At 73.6% G+C, this 12,933-nt stretch carries 11 protein-coding genes; 7 read left to right on the top strand and 4 right to left on the bottom strand.

Translation table 11 applies throughout. The features are described 5' to 3' along the window. Window positions 1–236: 236 nt before the first annotated feature. Complete coding sequence (locus QSK45_RS34460) at window positions 237–1,124, bottom strand: NAD-dependent protein deacetylase (RefSeq protein ID WP_285562849.1); 888 nt, start codon at window positions 1,122–1,124, stop codon at window positions 237–239. Window positions 1,125–1,453: 329 nt separating this feature from the next. On the opposite strand from QSK45_RS34460, the gene QSK45_RS34455 reads away from it, so the two are divergent. From QSK45_RS34455 to QSK45_RS34445, 3 genes are all read left to right on the top strand, one after another. After that, window positions 1,454–3,100: a PucR family transcriptional regulator gene (locus QSK45_RS34455; RefSeq protein ID WP_285562848.1), complete on the top strand. Its 1,647-nt coding sequence runs from the start codon at window positions 1,454–1,456 to the stop codon at window positions 3,098–3,100. Window positions 3,101–3,348: 248 nt separating this feature from the next. Beyond that, the gene (locus QSK45_RS34450; protein WP_285562847.1) at window positions 3,349–4,647 is read left to right on the top strand and encodes a type III PLP-dependent enzyme domain-containing protein; all 1,299 of its coding nucleotides are present in this window, start codon (window positions 3,349–3,351) and stop codon (window positions 4,645–4,647) included. Window positions 4,648–5,139: 492 nt separating this feature from the next. Then, entirely contained in the window at window positions 5,140–5,871 is a 732-nt protein-coding gene (locus tag QSK45_RS34445; protein ID WP_285562846.1) for a Type 1 glutamine amidotransferase-like domain-containing protein, read from the top strand. A 147-nt stretch (window positions 5,872–6,018) separates the two neighbouring features. On the opposite strand, the gene QSK45_RS34440 is transcribed toward QSK45_RS34445, so the two are convergent. Beyond that, window positions 6,019–6,675: a helix-turn-helix domain-containing protein gene (locus QSK45_RS34440; protein ID WP_285562845.1), complete on the bottom strand. Its 657-nt coding sequence runs from the start codon at window positions 6,673–6,675 to the stop codon at window positions 6,019–6,021. 99 nt (window positions 6,676–6,774) lie between these two features. On the opposite strand from QSK45_RS34440, the gene QSK45_RS34435 reads away from it, so the two are divergent. Further along, a complete protein-coding gene (locus tag QSK45_RS34435) occupies window positions 6,775–7,578 on the top strand; it encodes an IclR family transcriptional regulator (RefSeq protein WP_285562844.1) in 804 nt (267 codons plus the stop codon). Between the two features lie 341 nt (window positions 7,579–7,919). Here the strand turns inward: QSK45_RS34435 and QSK45_RS34430 are convergent, their stop codons facing one another. Together QSK45_RS34430 and QSK45_RS34425 are read right to left on the bottom strand one after the other, a co-directional pair. Continuing rightward, a complete protein-coding gene (locus QSK45_RS34430) occupies window positions 7,920–8,867 on the bottom strand; it encodes a 3-carboxyethylcatechol 2,3-dioxygenase (protein WP_285562843.1) in 948 nt (315 codons plus the stop codon). Then, on the bottom strand, window positions 8,864–9,862 hold the full coding sequence (locus QSK45_RS34425) for a zinc-binding dehydrogenase (RefSeq protein WP_285562842.1): 999 nt from the start codon (window positions 9,860–9,862) through the stop codon (window positions 8,864–8,866). The genes QSK45_RS34430 and QSK45_RS34425 overlap by 4 nt, the downstream gene beginning before the upstream one ends. A gap of 101 nt (window positions 9,863–9,963) precedes the next feature. Between QSK45_RS34425 and QSK45_RS34420 the strand changes: the two genes are divergently transcribed. From QSK45_RS34420 to QSK45_RS34410, 3 genes are read left to right on the top strand one after another with little or no spacing between them, the layout of a single operon-like run. Then, a complete protein-coding gene (locus QSK45_RS34420) occupies window positions 9,964–11,328 on the top strand; it encodes an aromatic ring-hydroxylating dioxygenase subunit alpha (RefSeq protein WP_285562841.1) in 1,365 nt (454 codons plus the stop codon). Continuing rightward, window positions 11,321–11,656, top strand: a complete 336-nt coding sequence (locus QSK45_RS34415; protein WP_285562840.1) for a non-heme iron oxygenase ferredoxin subunit — start codon at window positions 11,321–11,323, stop codon at window positions 11,654–11,656. Before QSK45_RS34420 ends, QSK45_RS34415 begins: the two co-directional genes overlap by 8 nt. Beyond that, on the top strand, window positions 11,653–12,873 hold the full coding sequence (locus QSK45_RS34410) for an NAD(P)/FAD-dependent oxidoreductase (RefSeq protein WP_285562839.1): 1,221 nt from the start codon (window positions 11,653–11,655) through the stop codon (window positions 12,871–12,873). Before QSK45_RS34415 ends, QSK45_RS34410 begins: the two co-directional genes overlap by 4 nt. Window positions 12,874–12,933 lie beyond the last annotated feature (60 nt).

Raw genomic sequence — 12,933 nt, 5'->3', positions numbered from 1 at the left:
GGGCGCGGACCGAGGCGATCTTGCGGCGCGGGTGGGAGGAACAGGGCGGGGGCGGCCAGGCGACCGAGACCGGCCACGAGGAGACGGAGCGGCTCGTCGCCTCCCTGCGCCAGGTCGCTCGATCGCCGACCGCCCCCGCGGACCGGTACGGCATCGAGCGCCCCGCGGCCTCCTCCCCGGCCGTGTCCGCCGACCCACCGGGCATCCGGCCGGCGGACACCGCGCACGGGTCCGGTTCAGGCAAGGCCGAGGCGCTCGGTCAGTTCGGTGAGTGCCCGGCCGAGCGGCAGCGCCACGTGCGCGTGCGCGAGGTCGTCGCCGCGCGTCGGGCCGAGGTTGATGAGGGAGACGGGCTTGCCGTCCTTCGCGGCGCGCCGCACGAACCGCAGTCCCGACAGGACGGCCAGCGACGAGCCGAGCACGAGCAGTGAGTCGGCCGCGTCGATCAGGTCGAAGCAGTGCTGGGTACGGGGTTTGGGCACGTTCTCGCCGAAGAACACGACGTAGGGCTTGAGCACCCCGCCGCACCGGTCGCACGGCACGACGCGGAACGCGCGGACGACGTCGTCGGGCAGTTCGACGTCGCCGTCGGGGTTCACCCGGAGCGCGGCGGCGCCCTGCGCGGCCAGGAACTCGCCGTTGGCGGCGAGCAGCCTGGCATCGAGTTCGTCGCGGGGACCGATCGTCCCGCACCCGAGGCAGACGACGCGGTCCAGGCTGCCGTGCAGGGCGACGGCGTCCGTCGTCCCGGCGGCCTGGTGCAGCCCGTCCACGTTCTGGGTGATCACGGCGTCCACGTACCCGCCGACGCGCAGCGCCTGTACGGCGTGGTGCCCGGCGTTGGGCCGGGCCTCGGCGACGGCGCGGCGCCCGACGTAGCCGCGGGCCCAGTAGCGGCGCCGGTTCTCCTCGTCCGCGACGAAGTCCTGGTACGTCATGGGGGAGTGCCGCCGGTGCCGCCCGCTCGCGCCTCGGTAGTCGGGGATGCCGGACTCCGTGGAGATCCCGGCCCCGGTCAGGACCGCGACCTTGCCGGCGGCCAGCTGCCCGGCGATCTCGTCCATCCCGCCGGCGGGGCGTATACCGGTGTCGGGTACGGGGCCGACGATCGGACGCATGCGCATGGCCGCAGCTTAGGGCGCTTTCGGGCGCATCGCGTACCGAAGCGGGTGGGCCAGGCCGACGGCCGATCCGCACGGGGCCCGGCACGTCGATCGGGAAGCCGCGGTCCCGCGCCCGAGCCCCCGGGCCTCATGGGGGCCGCCGGCATCCAGGCGCTTCCCGCCTCCTGCCCGACGACGCCGGCGGCCGGCGACCGGACGGGCCCCGGGGCCGGCCGACTCCCCGCGTTCCGCGTCGTCATCCGGTCGCCCTCGCCCACACGCCTCGCGTCGGTCCCGTGGCTCCTCCTACACTCGCCGTGGCGCGACGCGCCGGGGGAGGGGGCCGGGTGGTGCCGGACGGAACGGCCGGGCGCGAGGGCGCCGCGGCGGCGGGCCCGACGCTGGAAAGACTGCTGTCGGTCATGGGGGCGGGCGCGCTGGAACCCTGTGTGGCTCCGCGCGGTCTGGGCGTCACGGTCGAGGGGGTCGCGGTGCTGGACCCCCTGGAGCCGGGGCCGCCGCGGGGGCAGGTGTTGCTGGCCGTGGGCGTCGACCCGCAGTCGGCCGCCGCCGTCGAGGCCGTGCGCGAGGCCGCCGGTTCGGGAGCGGCCGCGGTGGTCTTCGGGCCGGGGAGGTCGGGGCGGCCCCCGGACGCGCTGCGGGCGGCGGCCGAGGACGCCGGCACCGCGGTGCTCTTCCGGACGGCGTGGTGCGGCTGGACCGAGTTGGTCGGCGCGCTGCGGGCCGGTCTGGTCCTGTCCGGGGTCCCCGCCGACCCGGCCCTCGCGGCCCTGGCGCCCGGTGACATGAACGGGCTGGCCGACGCGGTGGCGGTCCTGGTCGGGGGCGCGGTGACGATCGAGGACGTGGAGTCCCGGGTCCTGGCGTACTCGTCCACCAAGGAGGACGTGGACGAGCTGCGCCGACTGACGATCCTCGGCCGCCGGGTCCCCGAGTGGCGCGTGGCGGCCATGCGGGAGGCCGGGTTCTTCCGGGCGCTGTGGGGTTCGGGGGACGTCATCCACCGGCCGGCGCACGGGGAGAATCCCGAACGCCTGGTGGTGGCCGTCCGGGCGGGCGGAGAGGTCCTGGGCTCCATCTGGGTGGCGGCCGCGGGGGGAGACCTCCCGCCGCACGCCGCCGACGCGCTGCGCTCGGCGGCGCGGGTGGCCGCCGCGCACCTCCTCCATCACCGCTCGCACCGCGCGCAGGCCCGGCTGGTCGAGGACGCGGCCCGCGCGCTGCTCGACGGACGGGGGTCCGCCGGTGTACTCGCCGAGCGCACCGGGATCCCGGTGCACGGACACTGCGCCGTCCTGGCCGTACGCCCCGGGGCCTCCTGCAAGGGGGAGGAGACCGGAAGGCTGTGCGCGCTGCTGACGGTGCGCTGCGGCGTGTACGACCTGACGCCCGTGGTGGTGCCGGTCGACCAGGGGGCCCTGGTCCTGGTGAGCGCGCTGCACCAGGACGGGCGGGCGGCCGTCGAGCAGGTCGCACGTCTGGGGGCGTCACTGGCGCGGCAGGTGGCCGACGTGTTCGGGCCCGAGGCGAGGATCGGACTGGGCACCGTGGTCGACGGCCTGGCGGGCCTGCCCGAGTCCCGCAGGTCGGCGGACCTGGCGCTGAGAGCCCTGCGCTCGGCGGGCGAGCGGCGCACCGTCGCCTTCGCGAGCGAGGTGGCCGAGACGATCGCGCTGAACGAGATGCTGGACAGGCTCAAGGGGTGTGCCCTGGCACCGGATACGCCGGTGGCACGCCTGGTGGCGTTCGACGCGGGCCACGGCGGGGGCACCCTGGTGCGGACCCTGCGGGCGTACCTCGACCACTTCGGTCACGTACCGGACACCGCACGGGCGTTGGGCGTGCACGCGAACAGCCTGCGGCACCGGATCGGCCGGCTCACCGAGGTGTCCGGGCTCGATCTGCGCAGTCCGGACGCCCGCCTCCTCGCCCAGCTGCAACTGCGCCTGCTGGACCACGACGACCGGGAGAGCTGAGCACCCGGGCGCGGGAGCGCGACGACCGGGAAGCGTCCGCGCGCTCGGGCGCCGCCACGAAGAAGGGGCGGCTTCTTCGTGCTCGGGCACGAAGGCGGCCGTGCCGCGTCCGCGGTGGTGCCCGGCGGTGAGAACCGCGCGCCGGAACACCGGGAGTCCCGACGAAGACGCCCGCACCGCTCCGACGGGAGTCTGGTGAACGGTCCCACGGCAACCGTGGGCGCTGGGAACTCGGCTCGGGAGGGCGCATGACGAGTGGTTTCGACAGGACCGGCCGGCGGGAGCGGATTCTGCGGGCGGCCGTACGGCAGGGGCTGCTGGAGCCCGGGACGGCCGTACTGGCCTGCTTCGTCGACCTCGACGGCCTCGACGAGACCGTCACCTCCCTGCGGAGCGCGTTCCCCGACTCCGTGCGGGTCCTGCACGCGTTCGCGGCGAAGGCGAACTGCCTGGTCCCCGTCCTCGAGGAGCTGCGGCTCGGCGGCATGGGCTGCGAGGTCGCCAGCGCCGGCGAACTCGCCCAGGCGTTGGAGGCGGGCTTCGAGCCCGCGCGGATCGTGTTCGACTCCCCGGCCAAGACCCGCGCCGAACTGGCGCGGGCACTGAGCCTGGGCGTCGCGGTGAACGCGGACAGCTTCCAGGAACTCGCGCGGCTCGACGAGATCCTGGCGGGCAGCCGTACCGGCTCGCGGCTCGGCGTGCGCGTCAACCCCCAGGTGGGCGCCGGCTCGATCAGCGCCATGAGCACGGCCACCGCGACCTCGAAGTTCGGCATCCCCCTCGACGACGAGGGCAACCGGCGGCGACTGCTCCAGGCGTACCGGGACCGTCCCTGGCTCACCTGGGTGCACACGCACGTCGGCTCGCAGGGCTGCCCGCTGGCCCTCATGGCGGAGGGCATCTCCAAGGCGGTGGAGTTCGCCGAGGAGATCAACGCCCACCTCGGCCGACGACAGGTCACCGGAATCGACATCGGGGGAGGGCTCCCGGTGAATTTCGACAGCGACGAGACGACGCCCGGCTTCGACACCTACGTGGACCACCTGCGTGAGCACGCGCCGGCCCTGTTCTCGGGCGAGTACGAGATCGTCACCGAGTTCGGCCGCTCCGTGCTGGCCAAGAACGGGTTCACCGCGGCGTACGTCGAGTACACCAAGACCGTCGCAGGACGTCCCATCGCGATCACCCACGCCGGCGCACAGGTCGCCACGCGCACGGTGTTCGCCCCCGACGCGTGGCCGCTGCGGATCGAGGCCCACGATCCCCGTGGCCGGGCCAAGCGCGGCCGGGCCGTGCCGCAGGACGTCGCGGGCCCGTGCTGCTTCGCCGGCGACCTGCTGGCACGCGACCGTGCGCTGCCCCTGCTCGACGTCGGCGACCTCGTCGTCGTACCGGACACCGGCGCCTACTACTTCTCCACGCCCTTCCACTACAACAGCCTGCCCGAACCCGCCGTGCACGGCGCCCGCGTCGACGCCGACGGCCGGGTCACCTTCCGGCTGTTCCGCCCCGCACAGGCCGGCCACCCTGCGCCGGCCCTCGCCTGAGTCCGCGTCACCGCGGTGCGGGCCGGTGCCGCCCGAGCCCGCGGGCCCTGCCGCCGGGCTGCCCGGCGGCAGGGAGAAGAACACACCGTCGAGGAAGGCAGGTGCAACCGCCATGAAAGTACGGCGCGCCCGTTCAGGGTGCCCCACCGAGAACGCCGCGTCCCCCGGACGACGGGTGCTCCTCGGACGCCGGCTGTCCGCCACGGGGACGTGCTGGGGCCGCACGGCTCGTGAGGCCGTGCGGTGGATCTCGCGACACCGGAGCATCGCGGCCGACCAGTTCCTCCGGGGCGCGTGCTACGGGGCGGGGACGGCCGTCGTGGGGCTGCTGGCGGTATGGGCACAGACCCGCTGACGGCGAGATGCCCCGGACCACGGGTCCGGGGCATCTGCGAGGAGCGCCGGGCCGGCCCCCGGCGGGGTAACTCGCGCGACAGCTCCCGCGCCGCCCCGTAGATTCGCCCCTCGAAGCCGAAGTGTGAAGGGGAGGGCATGGCCAGTCGGGTGTTCTTGATCGGTGGGGGCTGGGATCTCGCCGAGGTCTACGAGCCGTTCGTGCGCGCGGTGGCCGGGGAGCGGCGCGTCGGGTGCCTGATCGTCGACGAGGGCGACGGAGGCGCGCAGTTCGAGCGGTACGCGCAGGCGCTGCGGAAGACGTCCGGACCGGCGTGTGTGCCGGTGCCGCTGCTGATTCCGCTCGGTGGGCGGTTCGAGCCCGAGTCCGCGCTGGCCGGCATCGACGGCCTGCTGGTGTGCGGTGGGCTCACGCCCGCGTACCAGGAGGCGCTCGCGGGTTGCCTGGAGGGGCTGCCACGGGCGTTGGCCGCGCGGGGGATCCCGTACGCCGGTTTCTCCGCGGGCGCTGCCGTCGCGGCGCGCCGGGCCGTGGTCGGTGGCTGGCTGGTGGACGGAGTCCCGGTGTGCCCGGAGGAGACCGGGGAGGACCTGGCGGAGGTCGAGGTACGGGCCGGGCTGGGGCTGGTGCCGTTCGCCGTGGACGTGCACGCGGCCCAGTGGGGGACGCTGCCCCGCCTGGTCGCCGCGGTCGGCCGTGGGGACGTGCCGTACGGGGTCGCGGTGGACGAGAACACCCTTCTCGCGGTGGCCGGCGGGGAGGCCCGGGTGACCGGGGCCGGGCGCGTGCACGTCGTGCGGCCGGACGAGAAGGGCGACGGGGGCGTGGTCGTGCGGGCGTACGGCGCCGGGGAGGAGTTCGGGGTGTAGCGCCGCCGGCCACGTCTACCGCATCGCCGGGACGTACCCGCGCCCCACCGTGATCGGGCCGGACCGCGCGGCAAGCGCGTGTCCCCCGCGCGGGTCGGGCGCCTGGTGCGCCGTCCGGGTGCCGCGCTCACGGCGGTCCGGGAGGACTCAGCTCTCCCCGGCGACGCCACGGGTCACGGTGGGGCTCACGCGGCGTGTCTGCGGGAACGTGGTGACCATGTGCGCCGTCACCGCCTCGCTGAGGCAGACCACCTGGTGGGGAACGTCGCCGGGGAACCGGACGAAATCCCCGGCGGACAGGTCCACGGGCTCGTCGAGGGGGCCGATGCGCAGCCTTCCGGTGATGACGTAGACGTGGTGGAGCGTGCCCTGGGCGTGGGGCTCCACCGTCTTCGGCTCGGTGCGGCCGCGCTCCATGCGCATCACGAGAGTGCGCACGTAGCCCGACCCGTAGGTCTCGTCGAGGAGGCGCTCGGACCAGTGCTGGCCCTGCGCCCACTCGCCCTCGCCCCGGCGCAGGACGTAGACCGGCGTGCCCCACTCGGTCAGCAGCCGGCGGGCGGGCATGTCCAGAGCCGACCCGAGCTGGGCGAGCGTCTCGATGGTCGGGTTCCCCGAGCCCTGCTCGATCTTCGAGAGCGTCTGCTTGGACAGGCCCGAGCGGCGGGCCAGATCCCCCAGCGACATCGCTCTCTCCAGCCGGAACCGCCGGACGTTGCGGGCCACGAGCTGGTTCTCGTGCGCGAGGCCGTCACTTTTAATAGACACTTCGTCATTATTGACGAACAGGCGCCCTCTTCGCATCCTGTGTTGCGTAGACGTTTCCGAACCGTCTACTCCAGTTTTCCGAACCGCCTGCTCACGTAGACGCAGCATCCTCGAAGCCGAGGTGAACGACCGATCATGACCACTGCCGCCGCGAGCGCGGTCCGGGACGACCGCGCAGCCGTCGACAAGGCCATCAGCCTCCTGGTCGCTTTCGGCGACCGGGCGAGCAGCGGAGTGGGGGTCAGCGAACTCGCCCGGCGCGCGCAACTGAGCAAGTCGACCGCACACCGCGTCCTCGGCGTTCTGGAGCGTAACGGAGTCGTCGAACGCGTCGGCACCGGCTATCGGCTGGGCGAGCGCCTGCACCACCTGGGCCGGTCGGTGTACGCCCCGGGGTCGGAGAACGTCCGGGACACGCTCCTGCCCTTTCTCAGCGACCTCTTCGAGGCCACCCGCCGGACCGTGCACCTCGCCGTGCTGCACGGGACCGACGTGGTCTACCTCGCGAAGCTCTACGGGCACCACGCGACACCTGTGCCCTCGCGCATCGGCGGGCGGCGTCCCGCCCATGCGACGGCGGTGGGCAAGGTGCTTCTCGCCTACCAGCCCGACGTGGCGAGCCGGCTCGCCGATGTGCCGCTGCAGCGCTTCACGGACCGGACGATCACCGGCCGCAGCGCGCTGGCGGCCGAACTGAGCCGGATCCGGCACGACGGCGTCGCCTACGACGACGAGGAGAGCCGTGTCGGCCTGAACTGCGTCGCCGCGCCCGTGCTGGGGCCGGGGGGACGCGCGGTGGCCGCCCTGTCGGTCTCCGGTACGCGGGCCCGGATCGACACCCGGCGCCTGAGCCCCGACGTGCGCCGTATCGCGGCGGAGGCGTCCCGCGCGTGGACGCTGGCCTGTGCACGGCCGCGGCGGGGAACCGTGGCTTTCTGAGGCCACCTCGGTTGCCGGCCCGTCCGCACACCCGGCGCCGTCACGGACGCTCGGCGCAGTCCGGGCGACTGCGCGGACGACGCAACCGGGGGACCGCCACGCCTCGCCCAGGGCGCACCCGCCATCGCCGAGCGCCTCGCCCGCCCCGCGGCCGCGTCAGCCGTGACGTCGCCACGGTGGCGCGCCCGGAGGGGTCCGCCACACCGGAGTCCCGTGCGCCCGAGCCGAGCCGCTCCCGCACGGCGGGGAGGACGAGGCCGGTCTCGCGGCGCCGGCCACCGCGCCGTCCGCGGCCCGCGCCGCGCTCCGGTGCCGCGCGGCACGGGCGGAGGCGGGACCCGTCAGCGGGCGGTCTCCGGCTCCGCGGTCGCCACCGCGAACCCGGCGATCCACTCGGGGATCGGGGCGTAGAAACGCGAGGTCATCCGGTAGGAGCCGGTGGCAGCAAGGGACGCGAAGGCCGCGATCCAGGTCCGCACCTCGTGCGCGGAGCCGCCGCCCTCGCTGCCCATCCACTCCACGCTCCAGCCGTCGACGTCGCCGAGCCGGCCGCCCTCGAGCGTGTCGAGGACGAGGTTGTCCCAGGCCGGGTTGATGGGGATCATCGTGGTCGATCCGGCCGCGTAGTCGCGCCCCGCCTGGATGACGCGCTGCTCGCCCTTCGCCCGCTGCTCCGGGGTGGGCGGGTGCCCCTCGATGAGGGCGTCGGCGACGCGCGGCGGAGCGCCCTCCAGCACCGGCACCGGCGGGTCGTGGGAAAGGCCGCCGGAACCGAGGAAGAGCACCCGCCGGTCCAGCGCGGCCGCGGCCTCGCCGAGCGCGGTGCCCAGCGCCCGGACGCGGCTGACCGGCCCGAGGGGCGTCGCCACCCCGTTGACGAACACGGGCACGACGGGAACCCTGTCGATGCCACCGAACAGGACCTCCAGCGGCTGGACGAAACCGTGGTCCACGGTCATGCGGGCCGAGACCGTCAGGTCGATCCCGCGGTCGAGGACGCCGCGCGCGAGGGCGCGGGCGGCGTCCGTGTCCACCGAGACGGGGCCGGCGGTGGAACCGAAGTCGCCGACCGCGTAGGCGTCCGTCGCCAGGCAGAACGGCGGCATCTCCTTGTAGAAGAAGCCGTTGTAGTGGTCGGGGGCGTACACGACGACCAACTCGGGGTCGAAGTCGCGGACGAAGGCACGCGCCGACTCGACAGCCCGCTCGACGTCCGCCAGGACCTCGGGCGCGGGATCGTTCTTGCCGATGAGAGGGGAGTGGGACAGGCCGACGGCGGCGGCGGTCATCGCGATGCTCCTGACTGGTCGGAACCGGACGGGTGGACGACGAGCTTGCCGGTCAGGCGCCCGTCGATCATGAGTTGGAAGCCCTGGTGGATCTCGCTCAGCGGCAGCGTGCGGTCGATCACCGGGCGCACTCCGGTGGCGTCCATGAGCTTGAGCAGGGACACCAGCTCACCGCGGGTGCACCCGGTCGAGCCGAGGACGCGCTGCTGCAGGTAGAAGATGCGGCCCAGATCGGCGGGCGGGTTCATGCCGCTGGTCGCTCCGGCGATCACGACGGTGCCCCCGGGCCGCAGCGCCTTGAGCGAGTGCGACCAGGTGGCCTCCCCCACGGTCTCGATCACCACGTCCACCCGCTCCGGCAGCCGCTCGCCGGTCGGCACCGCCGCCCGGACACCCCAGGAACGCGCCTGCTCGCGCTTCTCCTCGCTGCGGCTGGTGGCGTACACGACGGCGCCCGCGGCCACCGCCAGCTTGATCGCCGCCGAGGCGACACCGCCGCCGGCACCCTGCACCAGCACCCGGTCACCGGCGGTGACGCGCGCCTGGGTGAACAGCATGCGGTAGGCCGTGCCCCAGGCGACGGGCAGGCACGCCGCCTCGTCGAAGGACAGCCAGGCCGGCTTGGGGATCAGGTTCCGCGTGGGGACGGAGAGGTATTCGGCGAAGGCGCCGTCGTGCTGCTCGGACAGCAGGGCACGGCCCGGATCGAGCGTCTCGTCGCCCAGACCCGCGTCCGAGTCGGCTATCACCGGGTGGACGAGGACCTCGTCGCCGTTCTCGTCGATGCCCGCGGCGTCGCAGCCGAGGACGATGGGCAGTCGCTCCGGCGGGTGGCCGACGCCGCGCAGCGTCCACAGGTCGTGCATGTTCAGCGACGACGAGACGACACGTACGGTCGACCAGCCGGGCCGGGACTCGGGCTCGGGAACGTCACCCAGGACGAGCCCGGCGAGCGGGTCCTTCGCGCTCTGGGAGACGGCGGTTGCAGCAAGCATGCGAGCACGCTCTCCCGCCGCCGTGTCCCGCCGACAGCGCGTGTCCCGCAGAGTGGAACGACGCATGGCCGCCCGTCGCGCCGCTGATGTTGCCTTGCCGCATGACCTCGACGATCGAACCCCAGGGCGCGGCCACACCGGCCCCGCGCGGGACCCTGCGGCGCCCGGCAGACCTGGCGCGGAACATCGACGTCTCCGGGCTCGTGGACACCGAGGGCGGACTGCTCGACCGCGTGATCTTCACCGACCAGCAGCTCTACCGACAGGAACTGCGCCGTGTCTTCGCGCCGAGCTGGCTGTTCCTCGCGCACACCGACCAGTTCCACAAGCCGGGCGACTTCTTCACGACGTACATGGGCGAGGACCCGGTCATCGTCACTCTCGACCGGGACCGGCGCATCCGCGCCTACCTGAACTCCTGCCGCCACCGCGGTGCGCGCGTGTGCCGCGCGGAGTCCGGCACCACCCGCAACTTCACCTGCACCTATCACGGCTGGTCCTTCAACCTCGACGGCTCCTTGGCGAGCGTGCCGAACAAGGACGGCTACACCGAGGACTTCTCCGCCGACCAGTGGGGGCTGGTGGAGGTGCCGCACGTGGAGAGCTACCACGGGCTGATCTTCGGCACCTGGAACCCCCAGCCCGTCCCCCTGCGGGAATCGCTCGGGGACATGGCCTGGTACATGGACGCGATGCTCGATCACGACGAGCAGGGCACGGTCGTGGTGGGCGGCGTCCACAAATGGGTGCTGGAAGGCAACTGGAAGCTGGCGGCCGAACAGTTCGCCACGGACTGGTACCACGTGAACATGAGCCATGCCTCGGCTCTGATGGTGCTCGCGCCCTCCGGCAAGAAGCCGAAGGACGAGGTCGTGCACCGCACCGGCCGCCAGTACTCGGACGGCAACGGGAACGGTGCCGGCTTCCCGGTCCACCCGAAGAACCGCTTCGACGCCCGGACCGTGCACGAGTGGATGGACTACGACGCGCTGCGCGCCCGCCTCGGCGAGGCCCGCGTCGAGGGACCGCTGACCAACGGACACGCCACCGTCTTCCCCAATTTCTCCTACCTGCCGGTCAACGGCTCGATCCGCGTGTGGCACCCCAAGGGACCCGACCGGATGGAGGTGTGGGCCTGGACGATCGTCGACAAGTCGATGCCCCCCGAGGTACGGGAGGCGCAGCGCCTGTACAACCTGCGCACCTTCGGACCCAGCGGCATCTTCGAGCAGGACGACGGTGAGAACTGGAGCGAGGTGCAGGCCATCTCGCACGGCTTCATCACCAACGGCGTCGCGCTGAACTACCAGATGGGCCTCGGCTCCGAACGCGAGGACGGCCGCTACCCGGGCACGACCAGCGAGCTGTACAGCGATGCCGCGGGCCGGGCCTTCTACGGACGCTGGCGAGAACTGATGAACACCCCGGCCTGGCACGAGCCCGCCATGAGGAGCACAAATGAGTGACGGTATCCGCGTCGCGTCCCTGGACGACATCCCGCAGGGCGAGGGCATCGCGATCGACAAGGCGATCACCGGCACCGAGGACGACATCGCCCTGCTGCGCGACACGGACGACACGGTCTACGCGCTGAACGACACCTGCACCCACGAGACGGCCTCGCTGGCTCAGGGCTGGGTGGAGGAAGGCTTCGTGGAGTGCCCGCTGCACTCCAGCAAGTTCTGCCTCAGGAGCGGGGAGGTGCAGGGGCTTCCGGCGACGAGGAACGCCTGTCCGCACCGTGTCGAGGTCCGTGACGGCGAGGTCTACCTGTTCCCGGGGGAGGCCCCGTGAGCACCAGCGTCGTGATAGTGGGCGGTGGCGTCGCCGGTGTGGGCACCGCCGCCGCCCTGCGGTCGCGGGGCTTCGACGGTGACGTCACCCTCGTCGACCCCGGGGAGTTCCCCTACGACCGGCCCCCGCTGTCGAAGGACTTCCTGGCGGGCGGGAGGACCCTGGAGCAGATCGCGCTCCAGCAGCCGTCCTGGTACGACGACCAGCGGATCCGTCTGATCAACCGCACCACCGTCGTCGCGCTGCGAGCGGCGGAGGGCGGGCTGGAGCTGTCGGACGGCCGCGTGCTCAGCGCCGACCGCGTCGTGCTGGCCACCGGAGCCGCCGCCGCCCGGCCGCCCATCGAGGGCGCCGACAGCCCGCGCGTGCACGTGTTGCGCACGGCCGAGGACGCCGCCCGGCTGCGCGCCGCGCTGGTGCCCGGTGCCCGGATCCTGATCGTCGGCGCCGGCCTCATCGGCGCCGAGAGCGCTTCCACCGCCGTACGCCTGGGCTGCGAGGTCACGCTCGTCGACCCCGTGGCCGTGCCGCTCGCCGCCGCCCTCGGGCACGACCTCGCCCACTGGGTGCACGGCCTGCACGTCCGGCACGGCGTCAGGACGCTGCAGACGGTCGTGGAGTCGTTCACCGACCGCGGTGAGGCGGGGATCGAGGCACACCTGGCCGGCGGGGAACCGGCACGCACCTTCGACGCGGTCCTGCTGGGGGTCGGCATGGTGCCGCACACCACCCTCGCCGAGCAGGCCGGCCTGGAAGTCGACCGGGGCGTCGTCGTCGACAGCGGTCAGGTGACCTCCAACCCGGCCGTCCTCGCGGTGGGGGACTCGGCGCGGACCCGGCTCGCCGACGGCACGCTGCCGCCCCGCGCCGAGCACTGGGAGGCCGCGCAGACGGACGGCGCCCGAGCGGCCGCCGCTCTCCTCGGCACGCCGGGGCCCGCCGCCGCGGCGCCGTGGTTCTGGACCGACCGGCACGGACACCACATCGAGGGCGTGGGGCACATGGCGTCCGCGACGCGCACCGTGGTCAGGGGCTCGTTCGACGACCCGTCCTTCACCGTGTTCGGCCTGGACGACGGGTACGTCGTGGCGGCAGCCGCGGTCGACGACTCCGGGGCGGTCCGCGCGGCCCGCCGGATGATCGACCGCCGCGTCCCGGCAGACCCCGACCAGCTGTCCGACCCGTCCGTCAACCTGCGTGCCCTCCTGCGGAACTGACGTGCCATCAGGAACGACAAGTCCGTACCGACCGCATGCGCAGAAGGGATCGAACGACCC

It is taken from the genome of Streptomyces hygroscopicus subsp. hygroscopicus (genome assembly GCF_030269125.1).
GTDB lineage: Bacteria > Actinomycetota > Actinomycetes > Streptomycetales > Streptomycetaceae > Streptomyces > Streptomyces hygroscopicus_C.
This window is presented reverse-complemented; position numbering and strand designations above follow the sequence as displayed.